At 60.4% G+C, this 19622-nt stretch carries 10 protein-coding genes and 2 pseudogenes; 4 read left to right on the forward strand and 8 right to left on the reverse strand.

Annotation, left to right across the window (positions count from 1 at the left end; translation table 11 throughout):
• Positions 1–916: 916 nt before the first annotated feature.
• The 4 genes from JOF47_RS18475 to JOF47_RS18490 all read right to left on the reverse strand — a co-directional run bounded on the left by JOF47_RS18475 (position 917) and on the right by JOF47_RS18490 (position 6630).
• A complete protein-coding gene (locus tag JOF47_RS18475) occupies positions 917–1255 on the reverse strand; it encodes a hypothetical protein (RefSeq protein ID WP_210001116.1) in 339 nt (112 codons plus the stop codon).
• A gap of 2003 nt (positions 1256–3258) precedes the next feature.
• A complete protein-coding gene (locus JOF47_RS18480; protein ID WP_209996229.1) occupies positions 3259–4401 on the reverse strand; it encodes an ISAs1 family transposase in 1143 nt (380 codons plus the stop codon).
• Positions 4402–5573: 1172 nt separating this feature from the next.
• Positions 5574–6083, reverse strand: coding sequence for a Mobile element protein (locus JOF47_RS18485; protein WP_245356423.1), 510 nt, complete (start codon positions 6081–6083; stop codon positions 5574–5576).
• 40 nt (positions 6084–6123) lie between these two features.
• Positions 6124–6630: a helix-turn-helix domain-containing protein gene (locus tag JOF47_RS18490; RefSeq protein ID WP_210001118.1), complete on the reverse strand. Its 507-nt coding sequence runs from the start codon at positions 6628–6630 to the stop codon at positions 6124–6126.
• Positions 6631–7886: 1256 nt separating this feature from the next.
• On the opposite strand from JOF47_RS18490, the gene JOF47_RS18495 reads away from it, so the two are divergent.
• Positions 7887–8123 (forward strand): hypothetical protein, encoded by a 237-nt coding sequence (locus JOF47_RS18495; protein WP_210001120.1) that lies wholly within the window; start codon positions 7887–7889, stop codon positions 8121–8123.
• Between the two features lie 1041 nt (positions 8124–9164).
• On the opposite strand, the gene JOF47_RS18500 is transcribed toward JOF47_RS18495, so the two are convergent.
• Complete coding sequence (locus tag JOF47_RS18500) at positions 9165–10307, reverse strand: ISAs1 family transposase (protein ID WP_209996229.1); 1143 nt, start codon at positions 10305–10307, stop codon at positions 9165–9167.
• A gap of 520 nt (positions 10308–10827) precedes the next feature.
• On the opposite strand from JOF47_RS18500, the pseudogene JOF47_RS18505 reads away from it, so the two are divergent.
• From JOF47_RS18505 to JOF47_RS22525, 3 genes and pseudogenes are all read left to right on the forward strand, one after another.
• Positions 10828–12044 (forward strand): annotated as a pseudogene (locus JOF47_RS18505) (IS110 family RNA-guided transposase).
• Positions 12045–12275: 231 nt separating this feature from the next.
• Positions 12276–12806 carry a hypothetical protein gene (locus JOF47_RS18510; protein WP_210001122.1) on the forward strand — a complete coding sequence of 177 codons (531 nt, stop codon included), beginning with the start codon at positions 12276–12278 and terminating at the stop codon, positions 12804–12806.
• Positions 12807–13547: 741 nt separating this feature from the next.
• Positions 13548–14216: pseudogene (locus JOF47_RS22525) on the forward strand (hypothetical protein); the annotation flags it as partial.
• Positions 14217–16265: 2049 nt separating this feature from the next.
• Here the strand turns inward: JOF47_RS22525 and JOF47_RS18520 are convergent.
• The 3 genes from JOF47_RS18520 to rsmG form a co-directional block, all read right to left on the reverse strand.
• Positions 16266–17486 carry a ParB/RepB/Spo0J family partition protein gene (locus JOF47_RS18520; protein ID WP_210001126.1) on the reverse strand — a complete coding sequence of 407 codons (1221 nt, stop codon included), beginning with the start codon at positions 17484–17486 and terminating at the stop codon, positions 16266–16268.
• 289 nt (positions 17487–17775) lie between these two features.
• Positions 17776–18903 (reverse strand): ParA family protein, encoded by a 1128-nt coding sequence (locus tag JOF47_RS18525; protein WP_377738710.1) that lies wholly within the window; start codon positions 18901–18903, stop codon positions 17776–17778.
• A 65-nt stretch (positions 18904–18968) separates the two neighbouring features.
• Entirely contained in the window at positions 18969–19610 is a 642-nt protein-coding gene (rsmG, locus tag JOF47_RS18530) for a 16S rRNA (guanine(527)-N(7))-methyltransferase RsmG (RefSeq protein WP_210001128.1), read from the reverse strand.
• Positions 19611–19622 lie beyond the last annotated feature (12 nt).

A 19622-nucleotide genomic window follows, 5' to 3' on the forward strand; every position in this document is an offset into this window, starting at 1 on the left:
AAATAATCCGCATACGTGTTTCCATCTATGCGGATTGTTCCGTGGGTTTGTTCCTCCGAACACAGGCCCAGCACTCTTGAATCAATGCTCACGCCGCCAGAGCCAGTCTCAGCCATGGAACCCGCGTAAGGACAGTCCGGATCTAGTTACCTTCTGCCGTCGCCCGAGAGGGACGTACACGGCCCGGAAACGTTGCTCCTTTACTGCGCCCAAGTAGCCGGTTTCGAAGTTCGAGATACCAAGTTTCATTCCGATTGGCACCACCGATGGCCCAGTGCAGAGCAACCGACCTGTCTTGAGGTTCACCCTGACTCTTTTGATTCTTCGTACACAGTGGCTTTGTTCCCGAGAAACACGAATTCCCTGTTTGCGTCTGTGTACATCGCAATTTCGATTCTGCGTTGAACTGTTAATGACGAACTGATGGTTTCGTCGGCGTCCCCAAGTCCTCATTCGGAATTCATTGCCGCATCTCGGGCAGCCTCTTGTTTACCACTCATGGCTTGTTGCTTCTGGTTTGAAACGAGGCCCGCTGCGTTGCAGAGCAACGACTCCCCCTGCTCTCGAAGCCGGTCCAGAATCACCCTGGGATGTTCCAAACATCATGGTCCACCGTCTAATCCAAAACGAAAATTTGGCCCTGCCCACAACTAGCACGAGATGACCCACTTGTTGAAATTCAGAGTCTCATTGTGGTGGCGTGGTCTTGCCGATGAGTGCTCGACGGTCCCGATGTATCGGGATTTCCAGCTTCCCAGCCCAGAATTCTCGGACTCCGGACCTCATCGTCTTCACCCCCCATTACCTTTTTTGGACACTCCACCCGGCTACTTGAGCAAGGCTTGCGGGACGCTGCCACAGCGATTCGATGGGCACCAGCGACATCGATGAGGGGGCGGGGCGAAGAGACACGTGTTCAAGGGCCGCCGCAACTTGGATGCCGAGCCATGGACCGCAGGACAAGCCAGCGCCATTTCATCCGACAACCCAATTCTTTACGAAAGGTGCGCAGGAATCTACGAGCAAAAAACTCATCGAGGTCTTGGCCGGATTCGATGCGTGCAAGGCCATCCACCACACAGTTGCCCTTAACCGAGCCGGCAAGAAGCTGCTCAATATGATCCTGCCGTAGTCCAAGGAAGCCATGCTCAAAAGCATCCGAACCATGCCGGCCACCCTCGGCCGGCTTTCGTTTCTCGTTTCTCGTGGACCAGCCGGCCACCGCCAAGTCCGGCCCCTTCTGTAGTCTGCCCATCCATATCCAACCGTCTCTGGGACGGGTCGTCGGACCCGTCTGGATCTTCCGGTCAGGCTAGGACTGCTGGCCGGATACCCGACTCCGGCCGCCCTACTCCGGCCTGGATCATGGACTTGAAAACGCTAGGCCCGGGCAATCTTGTGCATCCTGTAAGAGCTATCCATGGTCGTACCCGACTTCGAAATCGCCCACCAGCCCTGCACTGCCCTGGCCTTGGTCCCGAAGCTAGTCCAGGGTTCCGTCGAAGCCAACCCGCTGCACCGGATGCTCCTCGCATCGCCAAGGTCATTGCCAAGGCCACAGCAGGGAACTGGTCTCCAGGAGCTACTGCGATAGAAAACGTGCCGAAGGAAAATGGTGAAAGCAGTCCGTGAGCGCATTGGCCCGATGCTTGTCCAACGTCCTGATCGCGAGGCCCAGGGGGATATCTTGCGAAGCACCGGAGCGCGCTCTGGCAGCCCAGCGAAGGCCCGCCAAACATGCGTGTCCAGTCCGAAAGCATCCGGCACGGCACCCTACGGCCAGCTGGATATCAAGGCCGGGAATTGATGCTTCACAACCACAAGAGCTCCTTTCGCGACTCCCCCTGCGTCGTCGATTCTGGGTGTTCTCGCGGACCCCGTTGCCAGGATTTGGCTCCCGGCTCCAGTCGTCCATCGTGAACTTCTTGTACTGCCCAGGGCTCCGCTCCATGGCTGAATGAGTGATTTTTTGCCTTTGCAATCGGTGGTGGTGAAAGCGTCAAGAAAGACGAAACCAGCCAAGTCCAACTTGAATCTGTCTTGTTTCACGTGAAACATGTGTTTTCGCTTCGTTGGATTTTGCGTGCCTAGATCTCCAAATATCGTCATATTTTCGATGTTTCACGTGAAACACATCAATCCGATTCGCCATCTTTCGCTTGAAACCCAGTCCTCGAAATCGCTCGTACTCACCAGGTCGGTGCCGGCTTCAAGGTGGAATCGGTCTACATAGTGAACCTCCTCTGACCTTCTAGCATCACTCCGCAACGTATGGATTGCGGGGCTAGGACGGCTCCGGACCGACTGCGCCAAGTGCTGGCCAGACCGCCCGCTAGAAGCCGCACCCGTGTTCAGCAAAAGGCTCGGAGGCGCACCGTGTCTACGAAATCGTTGCTGTACCTAATGGCAGTTGAAGTTCTATCTTCAGGGAAAGTGCCGCCAAACCATGGAAAGGGAACTGTGTACCCGAACTTCCGGTCCCTGAAGGCGGCTGCAAATCATGGGTGGACGATGCTTCTCGAGTCAGGTCTCAGTAGTTTGCAAGACCGGTCTAGTGCGCCGGAAGGAAGATGGTTTTCCATTGCATCGACTACATGCCGAACGGTTGTTGTTCGAAAGGTGCGGGGACGACGACCCTCCCCCGGCGACTGTCTTCGGTGATGTCCAGATGCCCGTTCCTTCACCGTAAGTTGTCGCCACCAACAGCCTGGGCGGGAACAATATCAAGACCCACTGCCGCATCATCCGGTGATTACCAAGATGGCCATTCGATCCGTGCTAGAGGTTTGTGGGTCGATGATTTGAAACCCGTCAACGATCCACGGCCGGCAACCGCGAGAGTGATTCATGATGGTGGCGCTAGCAGCCCTCTATGGCATTGAAGAGATCTTGGAATACGTTTGTGGCGTCAAGCCAAAGAGACGCGTTCGAAAGACCGATCGGCCACCACCGCTATCCCTTCAAAGAGAATCGCAACTCGCACCGAGCCGGCTTGTTCCCTCAGCGGAACGGTCTGGGACTGCCTACCGCCACTTCAACCAGAGGCAGGACGCCAGGGACCCTAAAGTCTGACCGAACCGAGCACGCCAGTCACCAAAAGATTTCTCCGCGATCGCAATGAAAATCTAGACGGGTACCCCCTATGCGGCTCTCAATCGTGTTTTGGAATCCCCACACCCTTTCATCGGAGAGGGACATCCGGAGCCGGTGTTATGGCTGGTCTTAGTCAGGAGGGTGAACAGGGCGTCTGCAAAGTCGTTAGCGTGAGCCGATTCCCGCGATTTCGAGCGCTTGGCCGGGGTGGTTTCTGAGTTTCCGGGTGGCCTTGGCGATGTTGTTGTGGCCGTGGCGCTTGAGCAGGGTGATGGCGATGTTCCGCAGGATGGCCATCACGCGGGGCGTGTTTCCGGTGCGGATTTGGGATTTGTCCTCCTGCCAAACGACATCCCTGCGCCAATGCAGGCCGTTTTCGATGCCCCAGTGTCCACGCACCCAAGCGCCGAGTTGCGCCGGGCTGGCCTGGTGGGTGGGCAGCGAGGTGACGGCGTAGACGGTCTCGAGGTGCCAGGTAGTGGCGCCGACGACCCGTGATTTGCGGGTGATTTGGATGGCTTGTTCCGCGTGCGGGAAGCCGATGCCCGGGTTCAGGGTGGCGCATTTGACCGTGCGGATCATCTGCCGGCCGTTGGCCTTGGACCTGCTCCGGTTGCCCGCCGGGACCTGCTCCCAGGGGCTTTGCGCCAACTGGTCCAGCAGGGTGGGCTGGTTCCCCTTCACGGTGAAGATGTAGTGGGCTCCGCGGCCGGCCAGGTAGCGGGCGTGGCCCGTCTGGGTGTGCAAGGCATCGGCGGTGACGACCACGCCCTTCAGGTTGGTGAAGTGGTCCATCAGCGACGGGAACTGCGTGATCTCATTGGTTTTCCCGTCCACCGACACCTGGGCCAGCACCTCGTGAGTGTCCTGGTCGATGGCCGCCATGAGGTGGACGCGGGTTCCCTTGCCATTCTTGGCACCGCGCAGTTCCTTGCCGTCCACGGCGATCGCCGCCGGATTGCTCCGCTGCTGCGCCCAGTCCGAGACCAGCAGGTCCATGGACGCGGCATCGAGTCGTTCGAAAACCCGGGCGAGCGTGGTCGCATGCGGTGAACCGATTCCGTGGACTGCCAACTCCGACCGTGCGGTGTCCGCGGCCCATTCGGCCATTTCCACCAGGGTCTTCGCGCCGGCCACCACCGAGCAGACCATGATCACCAGCAGGTGGGCGAACCCGTGGCGAACACCGCGCCTGGCCCGCGGATCCGGCAGTCCGGCCAGCGCGGCAAGGACCTCCTGCGGGTTGAGGGTTACAGGTGCGTGGCCGTCGAATTGGGCAATGAACTCTTGCAGGTGCGAAGATGGCACGTAGGAACTCCTGTAAAACATGTGGGCTGATATTCACATGCTTAACAGGGGTTCCTACTCATTAAAAGGGGTCATCGGGTTCGTCTCACATCTTAAGACTCGAGGCTGCTTGGCGACTTTGCAGACGCCCTGGGAGGGTGAAGCCGGGTGCGGTGATGCGGGGTCCAGAACTGCAAATTGGTTGTCGTTAACGCCCCTCCCGACAGGCTCCAGGCGGCCTTCTGATTTGGTGCTGTACCTTCCAGTTCAGGGTCGTTGCGATCAGTTGGGCTTGTTTCGAGCGGCCATGATTTCCGCCTGCAGGACAGTACCCGGAGCTTCCTGCAGGTACCTCGATTTCTGTTCCAGTTCCAGTTCCTGATCCACATTTGAAGTCGATGGCCACCAGCCGGGTTGGGTGCCGACATCGACGGACACCACGTTGGGTGCCAATATGTCGAGCCACTACACAGGTTGTTTGAAAACGAAGGCACCACAGTAGTGGCGGTCCGGCTTACGCAACATCATCTGTTCGGCGGGGTCGCCTGCTGGGGTTGGGATAGGGCAAAGGATGACCCGACTTCCGGCAACGCATTCTGGGCTGCCGAGCTACCGCTTTCCCTACCTCGGAGTTGATACGTTGTTTGGCTCCCAAAGGATTTCGGTGGTCAAGTTTGAGCTTGAAGTGCCATTCTGCCGTCGCTGTTTGCGGCTGAGAGAGGCGGAGGAATTCTCTCCGGCCACCGTGCTCCATCGGACTTAGATTGCTGAAGCACGGTTGCAGGAGCCGGGCTTTCCGAGCCAAGCAGGTCCATCGGTTTCCCCGTGAACGTGGCCATGGCCTTCATCGAGGCGTTCATCGTCGGTGGCTTCCAGCCCACTGCATATACGGTCCGAAGTTCGGCTTCGGAATGTTGGTCTTCAAACTTGCTGCAAGAGAGTCCCGGCGCCAACCGGTGCTGTTGTTACGTGGCTCCGGCAAGGTACCTGGGTCGTTTCATCATCACCCGCTATTCGTAGTTTGCCTGATGATTCCACCGGGATAATGCGGCACCAAAACTTCGGCCCCTCCCCTGTTCCTGGTCGGGGCCTTCTCGTGCATTTTCTGCATCCCGAAGATTTGCCGTCCGCCTATGCTGCGGTTCAGAGAAATTTCAGGCAGGCCCGCGTACCGTCCAACAACTAGTACCGCGTCAGGAAACCTTTGCCCGTTTGATGCTTTCGGCTCGGTGGATGACCTTGCGCAGCTGGGGATGCTCCGTGCCGTTCAGCGCAAAGTACTGCAGGGCGGCGAGCCGGGGTTCGATCCGGCTGAGCCATGAGCCGTAGAAGAGCACCCAGGCGAGTCCGGAGTTGTTCGCCGCGGCCCGGTCCCCGACCCGGGCGTCCGCCCTGGTGGACAGGGGCGGGCCGTGGTTGTCCATGACGACGGCGATGCGCTCGATGATCGGATGCAGCGACCGCAGGTAGCGCATGAAGGCCAGGAACTCTGTCCTGCGTTTGTGGACCTTGACATGTCCGTAAAGCCGGTCGGTGGACAGGTCGTAGCCGGCCAGCAGGTGCCGCACCCCGTGCGGCCGCTTGTAGGTTGCCCGGCGCCGGCACCGGCACGGGGCGGCGGCCTGGTCCCCGGTTCCCGTGGCGGCCGGAGCCCACTGGCGCCCCGGGTGGGGCTGGAGGTTCAGGGAACCGAATTCGTCCATGCAGATCACCTCGCCGGGGTCGGCCTTGCCGTCGGCGAGTTCATAGAGCTCCAGGACGTGGTTCTTCTTTTCCTCGTAGTTGGGGTCGTTGCTGGTTTTCCAGGTCTTGATGGCCTAGAAAGGAGACGCCTTGCTGGCGCAACAGCACGCGCAGGCCCTCATGGGATATGTCGTCAACCACCCCCTTGTCCACCAGGTAGTCGGCCAGTTTCGACAGGCTCCAGGTGGTGGTCGGCGGGGCGCCCGAGCGCGATCCTGGCGATCTCGTCGCGTGGGGAATCGGTGAATTTCGCCGGCCGCCCGCCGGCGTAGTGGGGTGCAGCGAGTCCAGCCCGTCGCTGTTGAAGTTGTGCAGCACGTCGCGGACCCTGTCCGGGCTGGTGAAGGCGACCAGCGCGATCGCCGCGACGTCCATGCCCCGGGCCAAGAGCAGCACCGTCTGCGCCCGGCGCCAGGAAACCACCGAGCCCGAACCGCGCCGCACCATCTGTAGCAACCGCGCTTCCTCGTCGTTTTCTAGTTCTCGCACCACCACGGGGTGTGACATCGAAGCCTTCTGGGAGAAAGCGGAAACCCGCATACCCAGCCTGCGACCAAAACACCGCGCACGCAACGAGAAGCAACCCTGCCCGTCAATCCAAGGAAGCAAACCTTGCAAGCCGAGGTACTAGGTAGCCACATCGTTCGGTTAGGTACCCTGCGGAAAAGCGCAGCGGACCCAATGGCGATGCGCTCCGCATCGGCGCAAGGCTCATCAACTCTTTGCGCGGCAGATGCGTCAGCCACCGACGACCTCGGTGCGGTGTCGCGCCCCTTCGCAGCGACCTTGTACGATTTCGACGTTGCAGCACTTTGTCAGCGCCCATGCGCAAGCCGTCGAGCGGCAGTGTCATTCGGACAGCTGGCCGGTTTTCGCTCACGCCAACATTGCCGAACCTGATTTCCTCGATTTCCTCATCACCGGCGTCATCACCGGGCTACAGCGCAGTGGCGCTCGGCAACGCATTCGAGTCGCATTTAGAGTCCAAGATCGACTTCACAGGCGCACGTAGAGGACTCATCGTCACCGGGAAGTTGGCCCTGCGGACAGGGAGCTTCAATCGACATCGAACACGACTACCCGGACGCCGGGTGCGGCTCGCTCACCCAACGGCATCACGACCTCCCCGAGCCAGTCCTTGTCCTGCACCTCGCACACTCCGTGTCGACAGGTATGACGATGTACGACATTAGGGGCTGGGGATGTCCCCTGCTGCCAGCGTAGGCTCGTCTCTGTGTGGGCCCGTTCAGTTCCCCCGACTGTCGCTCGGAGCGGGCACGAGTCCCGCTACCTTCGTCCTCACAATACGGGCACAGGCTCGCTCCACCTGCCCTGCCCCATCTCTTCCCGGCACATCTCAAGCTGCCAGCTCCGACCTGCAGGCAAGTTCTCCGGAACCATCACTCACCATCCGTTTGTCCCGGGCCCGCCGGGAAGGGCCCACGCTGGCTCCCGCCGAAGACCGGCTCTCTGTAAGTCCACGGTCAAGAGCGCATCCGGATTCGGGGCAACGTCTCACCGCCAAGGACCTCCCAGAGGAGATACCTGGACCTGATGGACTGTCGGCACAGATCCCGCGAGCCTGACCAAGAAGCAGTAGTCGACGTAGTCGCTCTACGCCGTGGTGGCAGGCTCATGCCCGTTGCCTGGAAGGCTGGATTGATTCACTGTTGGTTCGAGCTCGACGAACAAGTGCTCATGCGCTTGGCCGAGCGGTTGGGATCCAACCCGAGCGAGACGCTTCGGGATTTCGCTGCGTCATCGTGAACAAGACCAGCCCTCCCCTGCCGGTTCTGGCGATGCTCGGGGAGGTAAGCGAGCATGCCCAGGGCATGCAACGCTCGTATCAGATCGAGACGCTCGAGCGCACACCACCAAGCTCGGATCGGATGCCTACTGCTGGTGCCAGTCACGGGACGTTCACTATCGGCTACGGTCTCCTCGTCGTGCCCATCACCACCGCGGCGCTGTTGATGGACACGACGAGACACCCCGCTTAAAGAGATGATCTGGAGGCAGCCGTTGCCGAAACTCCGCGTGATCGATTCGGGACGGAGCGTCCGGAGCGAGACCCTTTCGCTTGCACGGACAAATCCAACAACCCGTTCGCTTGTGAATGTAAGAACCACTTGACGTTGTTTGAGCAGCGCTTGATGGGCGGCGGGCACTACCGATGCCGGCTCCCTGTTGTCTCATCTCAATATCTCTCCAAATCTTGCTGCGTCGCACCAGGGTGAAAACTCTAGGCCATGGATGCTCCCATGTATGGGCCTCCCCCAGGCAGCTGGTCGCTGTGCCTCCATTGGCCTTGGCTGCACTTTCCCGACGGCACGTAGATGCAAGGAACGGTGCAAGCGAGTCATGGGTCCGCTCTTCTTTGAGGACTCGTTCATTCGGATGGCCGGTGCATTTCTCATACGAGGTGTTCCATGAGCCGACGACTCGGGGCGGCCGGGCGGCCACAGGCTGTGTTGGGCCGCGACCGATTGTGGGGACGCTTCTCCAAAATATCTGAACCCGAAAATATCCGAAACCACCGATCGACATCGGCTCTGCTATTGCCGTGGTTTGATCAAGGGTTCGCCGAATCGCCGCTACGGCGTCCGTCAGTAAATTGCCTGGCAAGAATCTTGTTCCAGGTCGATGCCGCCCACATTGGACATCGGCGCATTCGAATGGAGGGCCACCGCGCCCGGCATCGTCTCAGAAGGGTACGCCCGTGCTATCGATGTCGACACCCACGCACATAGCCACCCCCATGCCATCGGCGACACCTCAAGCTGCACCCGCACCGGTTGAGAGCCCTCCCCCTGTTACCTATTTAGTGATCCCGAAATCGAGCACGGGGTGAGAGGACGGACGTTGCCGACCAGCCGGTCCCGGCAAGATTCAGTCCCCGTCATGTACGAATCATGGCGGGTGCTTTCACCCGGATTCGATAGGCCCTAGGGAAATTCCCATGTGGCCGGGCCGGAACAAGGAATCGCAGTTCTGGTTGGTCGCAACGTGGATGCCTGGATCCCAGGGCGTCTGCAAAGTCGTTAGCGTGAGCCGATTCCCGCGATTTCGAGCGCTTGGCCGGGGTGGTTTCTGAGTTTCCGGGTGGCCTTGGCGATGTTGTTGTGGCCGTGGCGCTTGAGCAGGGTGATGGCGATGTTCCGCAGGATGGCCATCACGCGGGGCGTGTTTCCGGTGCGGATTTGGGATTTGTCCTCCTGCCAAACGACATCCCTGCGCCAATGCAGGCCGTTTTCGATGCCCCAGTGTCCACGCACCCAAGCGCCGAGTTGCGCCGGGCTGGCCTGGTGGGTGGGCAGCGAGGTGACGGCGTAGACGGTCTCGAGGTGCCAGGTAGTGGCGCCGACGACCCGTGATTTGCGGGTGATTTGGATGGCTTGTTCCGCGTGCGGGAAGCCGATGCCCGGGTTCAGGGTGGCGCATTTGACCGTGCGGATCATCTGCCGGCCGTTGGCCTTGGACCTGCTCCGGTTGCCCGCCGGGACCTGCTCCCAGGGGCTTTGCGCCAACTGGTCCAGCAGGGTGGGCTGGTTCCCCTTCACGGTGAAGATGTAGTGGGCTCCGCGGCCGGCCAGGTAGCGGGCGTGGCCCGTCTGGGTGTGCAAGGCATCGGCGGTGACGACCACGCCCTTCAGGTTGGTGAAGTGGTCCATCAGCGACGGGAACTGCGTGATCTCATTGGTTTTCCCGTCCACCGACACCTGGGCCAGCACCTCGTGAGTGTCCTGGTCGATGGCCGCCATGAGGTGGACGCGGGTTCCCTTGCCATTCTTGGCACCGCGCAGTTCCTTGCCGTCCACGGCGATCGCCGCCGGATTGCTCCGCTGCTGCGCCCAGTCCGAGACCAGCAGGTCCATGGACGCGGCATCGAGTCGTTCGAAAACCCGGGCGAGCGTGGTCGCATGCGGTGAACCGATTCCGTGGACTGCCAACTCCGACCGTGCGGTGTCCGCGGCCCATTCGGCCATTTCCACCAGGGTCTTCGCGCCGGCCACCACCGAGCAGACCATGATCACCAGCAGGTGGGCGAACCCGTGGCGAACACCGCGCCTGGCCCGCGGATCCGGCAGTCCGGCCAGCGCGGCAAGGACCTCCTGCGGGTTGAGGGTTACAGGTGCGTGGCCGTCGAATTGGGCAATGAACTCTTGCAGGTGCGAAGATGGCACGTAGGAACTCCTGTAAAACATGTGGGCTGATATTCACATGCTTAACAGGGGTTCCTACTCATTAAAAGGGGTCATCGGGTTCGTCTCACATCTTAAGACTCGAGGCTGCTTGGCGACTTTGCAGACGCCCTGGCCTGGATCCGGCGCCGCAGGGACAAGACGCCATCCAGTCGCTGGGCCGGGACGGGCGGTGCCGTTCGTGGTGGAACAGCTGGCCACGGCCGGGGGGATGCCGGTCGGCCCCCCCGTTACCTTTTTTGTAATCCCTTAACCGAGCCCCATGGGCAAGGATTGGGGTTGCTGGCCTGTCGGTCCCGGCATGATTCACTCCCCCTGTCATCCATGATCCGGGGGGTGCTGTCACCGGGACCGGGAGGCACCGGGGATATCGCAAATAGGGGCCGGATCGGGACAGGACAGCACCCGTCCAATTGTCGGTCGTAACGTGGATGCCGAGCCGTGGAGCCGCAGGACAAGCCAGCACCGTTTCATCCGATGCCGCCCACCGGTGGCCCCACGAATGAGGTGCGCAGTGATCAAGGACCATGAAACCATCGACGTGTTCATCGGCGTCGATGTCGGCAAGTCCAACCACCACGCGGTGGCCCTGAACCGGGCGGGCAAGAGCTGCTGGACAAGGCCCTGCCGCAGGACGAAGCCAAGCTCAACGCCCTGATCAAATCCCTGTCCAAGCACGGGCGATTGCTCTTCGTCGTGGACCAGCCGGCCACCATCGGCGCCCTGCCCGTCGCCGTCGCCCAGGCCCAAGGCATTCCGGTGGCATACCTGCCCGGGCTGGCAATGCGCAGGATCGCCGAGCTGCACCCGGGCGAAGCCAAGACCGACGCCCGGGACGCGTTCATCATCGCCAACGCGGCACGCACCATGCCGCACGCCCTGCGCACCGTCGAGGTCCCGGAGGCTCAGGTGGCGGAGCTGGCCATGCTCTGCGGATTCGACGACGACCTGGCCAAGGCGGCCACCGCGACCTCCAACCGGATCCGCGGGCTGCTCACCCAGGTCCACCCGGCCCTGGAACGCGTGATCGGCAAGCACCTGGACCACGTGGCCATGGCCGAGCTGATGGCCAAATACCCCACGCCGGCCGCCCTGCGCCGGGCCGGGGAAGCCCGGATCGGTGCCCTGCTGCGCAAGCACGCACCGCGGGCGTGGAAGGGCTGGGCCAGGGACATCAGCGCGGCGCTGGCAGCCCAAAGCGTCGTCGTTTCAGGCACCGACGCGGCAGGAATCGTCCTTCCCGAACTCGCCCGCATGCTCGCCCAAACCCGGGCAGCCCGCGCCGCGGTCCTGGGCCGGGTCGAGGAAATCGTCCGGGCCCACCCGCTGCACCTCATCCTTGATTCCATGCCAGGGTTCGGGATCCGCACCCAAGCCAGGATCCTCACCGAGGTCGTCGGCAAGGAATTCGCCACACCAGGCCATCTGGCCTCCTACGCCGGGCTGGCGCCGGTGACGTGGAGATCCGGGACCTCCATCCGCGGGGACCATTCCTCCCGCAAGGGCAACAAGACCCTCAAACGGGCCTTCTTCCTTTCCGCGTTCGCCTCGCTCAAATGCAAGGACCACACGTCCCGGACCTATTACGAGAAGAAGCGCGCCGAGGGAAAGAAACACAACCAGGCCGTGATCGCGTTGGCCCGCCGCCGGTGCAACGTCCTGTTCGCGATGCTGCGCGACGGCACCGTCTATGAGGCGCCGGAGGCCGCCGTCGCCTGAGCACCGAACCCCGCAAAGGGCACGTCATCCGATTCACGCCGGCTGAACCGGACCGCGAAGCCTGCCCGGAAACGTCGCCCAAGGATTTTCGGCAAAACCCCCGAAAGGGGCTTGCGAAAAAGATAGGGGCACCCCCCCCGACAAAGTAAAGACCGATGCCGGGGATGCCTTCATCATCGCCAACGATGCCCGCACCCCTCCCGCAGGCCTTTCGCTCGGTGGCGGTCGCCGATGAACAGGTCACCGAACTGGCGATGCCTCTACGGCTTCAACGACGACCGGGCCAAGCAGTCCGCCGCCACGTCCAATCACATCCGATGGTTACCCACCGAGGTCCGCCCGGCACTGGAACTGGCCATCGGGTCGCACCTCGAGCAACCAGACCCTGACCGAACCGCCGGCCAATGGCCCGACCCTGGCCGCGCTGCTGAAGGCCGGCAAGGAACGGGTGGAAACACCCGTGTGCTGGCACGCGCCCCGGGTTGGAAACGCTGGACCCCAGAAATCTTCGCGATCCTGGACGAGCAAACCGTGGTGGTCTCCGGGACTTCTGCCCCCAGGGCTCGTGTTGCCACAACTGATCTGGCACTGGCCCGACCCCGGGCTACCCGCGCCGAGGTGCCGACGCAGGTCGAAAGTCTTGTGGAAGCCAGCCCTCTTCAGCAGCTCCGTTCATCCATGGCGGCGGTCGGCGTCAGGACCGAAACCAGGCATCCTCACCGAGGTCCCGGATCGTGGATTTCAAGGCTGCAGGACACCTGAGATTCCATGCCGGGCTGGTCCCGGCCACCCGGGTATCTGGGACCTCCATACGGGGCGACCGTTCCTCGAGGGAGGACATCTAGGTCCTCAGACGCGCGTTGTTTCTTTCGGTCTTCTCGGCATTCAAATCCAAGGACTGAACTTCGCAGGCCTACTGCAATCGCAAACGTACCGAAGACAAGATGCACAACCAGGCCGTCAGCGCCGCGGCCACGGGCCGCTGCAACGTCTTGTTCGGTGGGCTCCGCGCTGCGGCCCTCTACGACACCACGGAATTCCAGCCAGCCCAAACAACACCCACCACATGCCAAGCAATCCGGTTGAAAACGCGAACAGGACCGCTCAACACGGCCCTCCTGGGTTTCAAAGAATTCTTCCCTAACCAAGGAAACCCCTTTACGAAGCAGACAGGGGCACTTCCTTCTCCAGCGCAGCAATGAAGCGCGCCGCCCCATGAATCCCTCGGAACTCAGCCAGGTTAGACTCCATGGCAGTCGAAGGGACAGCCTTTCACCATACGTCTACGACCCGCACCCCAACCTGGCAGGACTTCACTGTGGCCGAAAGCAATCCATAGAGGGCCCGCAACACCGGTGGCGATCAGCAGCGCGTAGCCCGCAAGAAATCAATCGACGTTGCCAAGAGCATCACCGAGGTAGATGACTGTTTTAAAATGAACACGGTCCAGCCTGACGACCTCGGCGAACATCTGTCGGCAGGAGCCACAGGCATACCGGTCTCGGGCCGGTGACCGACGGGATCATCCTCATCGAGGATTCCCGCTGCAATAGGTTCCGGTGGGTTGCCGCGTTCACATCGCTGTCCGGGGCCGCGAACCTCCGTGCTTCATCAGGCAGCGCCACACGGCACCGGCTCAACCACCACGGCGGTCAACAATCGAACGGGGCCTTGGACATAGTCTTCCAAGGCCGCATGCGATTCGATGACACCTCGGAGCGCTACGTGGAGCGAGGCGCGGACCAAGTGCAAAGCTGCCGGAAAATCAGACACGTACTGAAACCGTGCCAGACACTGAACTTCTTCTGGCAGCTGCAACGGACACAACCCATAAATGGGACCCAGGGGCTCGACCGCCCGTTTCTTGGCTTTGTTCTGTACCGGCCTGTTCCCCGTTCAACCGACGGAAATGTCGTTGATGGTAGAGGCGAAATTGCTCTCCACGGTTGTTCCCTCATCCCTGACCAGCCAAGTCGAATTCCGCGAATCCTTTGTACTGTGTCCCCCAATTCGGATCGGATGCTGATCAGAATTTTGGGGCTTGCACAGAGAACCGAGTTTGGCGTGGACGACCGCGCATGCGCATCTTCGCCAGGCCTTCCGCCAGCCCCCAGCGGTGCACGGGCATGGGAGTCACGGCTGCTACAGCACTCACGGACACTCTTTCGGTAGCGACAGACAGGATGGGCGAGCTGCCTGCTGCCACCCGCGGAGCTGCGCGAGACTCCGAGACCCCTAGATGACTCGGAGGACGTTGTGGCGTGCCCCGTGACCTTGGAACCCCGAAGGGCGAAGGGTGAAGGGCTGGAAGTGTGACACCACGCGCAGCGAGCATGCGGCCGGAGAAGTCGGTTCGAGGGTGCCGGCCAAGCGGCGTGTACCTGGCAACCGGAACATCGACAACCGAGCTTGAACCGCGCCTCGAGTTCGAACTGCTCCCGCGGACAGACACATGCTACCGCGGTGCCTGCACCAACCGCAGGAACGAATGCCCTGAGCCCTACCGCTTCCGCTCAATCAGCCCGGGCCTGTCTCAGTGGTGGAGATTGCGCATGAAGGTGTCGCAATTGGCCAGCTTGTCTCACAACATACGGTCCTTGAAGTCTTTAAGTAGCGCAGCCCAAAGACGAAACTTCACTCGTGAGCTACCATCCCCCGCAGGCCTACCCGGCTGCATGAACAGTTCGTCGTGGTGGCCCACGGATTGGTCTTGCATAACGTGATGCGCGCCTTCCGATGAACGCTGACCATCCGATTGAAGTCGGTGCAGGAGACCGCCAGGAAGTCGTTCGCGAGGGTTGCCCGGCTGGCCCGGTTGCCTCCAGTTACTGCCAACGTAGTAGCTGGCCTGCAGCCGGACAGTGACCCCTGGTCGAAGAGCGCCCCTGTACGAAATGCTGACCTCGATGCCGGCTCTTGGGTATCATGATCGCCGCCAGAATCCTCACCGTGTTCGTGGGCAGGCATTCGTCAGCCTCGGGCATCTGGCCGTTGCGCTGGCTTGGTTCCGGTGACTTGAAGATCTGAGCCCGTCACCATAGGGACCATCTCTCATTCAAGGGAAGCCGAACCCTCACGCGCACTTTGCGTCTTTCCGAGTTCGCTTCCTTGGAACACAATGACCATGTTCCCAAGATCTACCGCGATTACGGACAGGCCGGGAAAAGAAGCGCTGCGAGGTTGGCGTTGATCGACTAGCCTCGGTTCATCCCCCTGATCCCGATGATGCTTGACCACAGCTCAGCATCCACGAGGCGCCGGAAATCACCGTCCCCGGCTGGCCCTGGACCCCGGCAACAGCACCCTCGTTCCCGATTCGCAACAACCGAGCCGGGCCGCGAAAGCATGCCCGACAACAGCATCAGAGAATTCTTTGGAGTCCACAAAGGACAGGTACAGCAGCGGATGCTCCCATGATTGGTTCCGCTCGCACACTGTCGTTGGGCCATCGCAATTGCTCTCTGGCGCGCTCCACAATGTCGGGGACCGGTCCGCTGCTGATACCGAGTGGCCGTTGTCCATGGCGTTCACAGCGAATGGCCGTTGCACTGTTTCACGTGAAACATCCACGGACGCCCGCCTTAACCTTCCAGTCCCTAGACAGGCTTGTGCTCTCCGCGGGTTGGAACCTCGACCGTCCGATTTACCCTTTCTGCATTGCTACCGCACTGCAGCTCGGAGGAGTGGGTCGGGGTGTTCTATGCGGAACTACCTCACTGTGGATTCGCGGCTGGCCGCCTCACTCGGTAGGCCACTCCCCCATTGGCTGCCGGGAATTTCCATCCGCTCTGCGGCCTGCCATAATGCGACGCTAGAAAGCGTGAAGACCCCGTCAGCTCGATCATTGTCGGCAACTCATGCGCACTACTTGCCTGGTGCACCATCAAGGCGCATGGCCCATCGAGGCAAGTCCGCTGAGCCATGGTTGAACGGCCAAAATCACGCTCTCAAAGAGAGCGGGGCGCACGCCGGCGATCACCCACCTACGGGCGGTGATCCCGCCCGCGGCTCTCCAGGGATGATCGCGCACGCGGGCCGAGTACCCCACCCCCAGAACCTCGAGCGGCCCTTCCAGCCCGTATCAGCTAGCGGGCCGGCCGAAACATTCCAGGAGATTTCGTGCCTGTTCCTGCTTGTCCAGCCACACGGGCTACCCCAGAAAGCACAAATGGTGTGATTGTTTCACGTGAAACAATCACACCATTTGTGAATACATGGCGGTTATTTCTCTGTGCCGTCCGGCGTCAGGACACTCATGATTCGATTCAGGTCATCAACGCTCGCGAACTCGATGCTGACTTTGCCCTTGCGGGCACCGAGCGTAATCTTCACGTTTGTATCAAGGCGATCCGAAAGTGAGTTGGCCAAGAAGTCGAGACGCTCATGGCGGGGGCTTTGTTTCGCCGGTGCAGCCTTGTTCGCATTTTCTTGTCCCCCGCTGAGAGCGACGGCTTCTTCCGTCGCTCTCACCGACATGCCTTCGTTGACGATTCGCTGGGCCAACTGTTCGATTGCAATGGCGTCCGCCAAACCCAATAGAGCTCGAGCATGACCCGCCGAAATGACCCCTGCCGCCACGCGACGTTGGACCAGCGCCGGCAGTTTCATAAGACGGATGGTGTTGGAAATCTGGGAGCGTGAACGCCCGATCCGCTCGGATAGGACTTCTTGCGTGCACCCAAATTCGCTCAGAAGCTGCTGATAAGCGGCGGCTTCTTCGAGCGGGTTCAGCTGTGAACGGTGCAGGTTTTCCAGCAGCGCATCGCGAAGCAGATCCACGTCGTGCGTCTCACGAACGATCGCCGGGATCTTCGTAAGACCAGCAGCCTGCGTTGCCCGCCAACGGCGTTCACCCATGACAATTTCATAGGGTTCTTTGTCGTTTTCACGGGACGGTCGAACAACGATCGGCTGCAGAAGTCCGACCTCGCGAATGGAATGGACGAGCTCGTCCATGTGCTCTTCGTCGAAGTAGGAACGCGGCTGTTTGCGGTTCGGGTGGATCTGATCGACGGCAAGTTCCGCAAACGTGGCACCTGGAACCGCCACTAGATCGCTGAGGTCCAGTTCGTCGTTGCTCTCCCCCGCGCGTCCGCCCGAAGCGGCAATGAGGCCGGGCATTTGCGCGCGGCGCTTCTTGGCAGTTGCCGACGTGCCGGAACCATTGGATGGCGCAGCGTCTTTCTCTGCCGCAGCTTCTTCCTCGGTTTTTCCCGGAACGAAGAACATGTCAACGGGACGAACCTTTTTACCGGATGCAGAAGCGCTGGAAACCTTGCGTTTCGGGGCCTCGGTTCCGACAGCGGCAGGTTTGGTCGAACCAACCTGCTTTGATGTTTCACGTGAAACACTCTGGAGAGTTTCCTCATCGGATCCCGCGACAGGGCTGCTGGAAATCAACGCACCAAGACCTCGTCCTAAACCACGTCGCTTCTCCGACATTGGATGCATCTCCCTTTCGACACCATTGCTACCTTGAACTCAAGGCAATTCTACTTGTAAGCGATAGATAGTTTTGGACGTGGCTCTTGGGTGTGGCCTTTGGATCACCTAAACGTGGCGATCCGACCCCTACCCCAGGTAGGGCCAGCTCCATGCGCGCTTAGAATCAAGAATCGCCAGTACCTTGAAAAAAACAACTTCACATGGATGTTTATATTGAAGCCACGTCCTGCACATAAAATTCAAGGTCGTGTGGTCAACTTATTTGACCGCACGACCTTGAAAAGGACTAGTGGTTGGTGCGCTCCGCGATTTCGGCAGCGGCTTCCAAATATGAAAGCGCTCCGGTGGAGCTTGAGTCATAAGTAATGACGGTTTGTTGGTAGCTCGGTGCTTCCGAAATTCGCACACTTCGCGGAATCAGAGCTTGAAGAACCTGGTTCGGGAAATGTTCGCGAACTTCGCTGGCAACTTGAGCTGCCAGGTTGGTGCGGCCGTCGTACATCGTCAGCAAGATCGTCGACACCGTCAAATCCGCATTCAGGTGCTTCTGAATCATCTCGATGTTCTTAAGCAACTGGCTCAAGCCTTCCAGTGCGTAGTACTCGCATTGGATCGGAATCAGGACTTCACGCGCGGCCACAAAAGCGTTGACGGTAAGCAGGCCGAGGCTTGGCGGGCAGTCAATGAAAACGTAGTCGAGACGATCCATGCCGTTGGTCTCGCGATACTTTGCATACTGGTCCAAGGCTCGGCGCAGGCGCTGCTCGCGGGCAACAAGAGAAACCAATTCAATCTCGGCGCCGGCCAGGTGGATGGTCGCCGGAGCGACGGTCAGGTGCTCGATATCGGGGCAGGGCGCCACGACCTCAGACAGCGGGAGGTCATTGATCAGGACATCGTAGATGCTATCCACGTCTGCATGGTGTTCAACACCGAGCGCCGTGGAAGCGTTGCCCTGTGGGTCGATATCAATCACCAACACGTTCAGCCCGGCAATGGCCAGTGCTGCCGCGATATTGACGGTTGTCGTCGTCTTACCGACGCCACCCTTCTGGTTGCTGACGGTCATGTACCGAGTCGTTGGCGGCTTGGGCAACTTGCGGCTGCTCAAGCGCTCGCGGCGCTTGTGTTCGCTGGCCAGCTGGCTGGCAAGCGGTGAGCTGTCGTCAGTGGTATCGAAAACGTTTGGTGCTGGCGCAGGTTCCCTCGTCACCACTGTGTCCTCTCCATCGGAATCGGTCAGTTCAACCGCTTCATCCGCATCCAGTTCCAGATGCGTTGAAAAAATTGTTTCACGTGAAACATGCCTAGCCTTAGGCAAAACAATTTCTTCTGGTTGTTCTTTGTTGTCAGATGAACTGAATGAAGCGAAAAGGGCTGCAAACGGTGGAATCTTGTTAACGCTTCGCTTCAAAACGGTTCTTTCTACTAACCCAGTAGGCGGCGCTATGCCACCTGATACAGCCTATCGCTAATGCGCTAGGCGACGTTGATACGTACCACGGTCGTCGGTTCGGCGAGAATATCTTCGCCAACGGTGACAACTTCGGTCTTTTTGCCGCCCAGACGGCGAATGACCTTTGAAGCTTTTTCCACTTCTTCGGCCGCCGAGCGACCCTTGATCGCCAAGACCGTGCCCTTGCCATGAAGCAGCGGAATAGTCAGTCCGGCCAAATTTGTCAGTGCAGAAACGGCGCGGGCCGTGGCAAAGTCAGCATTCACGTGATCGACAACCTGTTCGGCGCGGCCACGCATGATCGTGACGTTATCAAGGCCAAGGTCTTCAACAACCTCGTGCAGCCAGATGCAGCGACGTTCAAGCGGTTCGATAAGGGTCAACTCAAGGTCGGCGCGGGCCAGGGCAAAAGTAAGCCCCGGCAGTCCGGCGCCACTGCCCACGTCTGCAACGTGGGCATCCTTGTCAATCAGGTTGGCAACGACCGCGCAGTTCAAGACATGGCGGGACCACAGCCGTGGGACTTCACGCGGGCCCAGCAGTCCGCGTTCCATGCCCGAAGTGGCCAAGTGCTGAACATAGCGCTCAGCAAGGCCTAGCCGGTCTCCAAAGACCGTCTGGGCCGCCTGGCGTTCCTCGGCTGTAAGTTCTACTTCGTTGCTCATAAGGGGAGTTCC

Source organism: Paeniglutamicibacter kerguelensis, from assembly GCF_017876535.1.
GTDB lineage: Bacteria > Actinomycetota > Actinomycetes > Actinomycetales > Micrococcaceae > Paeniglutamicibacter > Paeniglutamicibacter kerguelensis.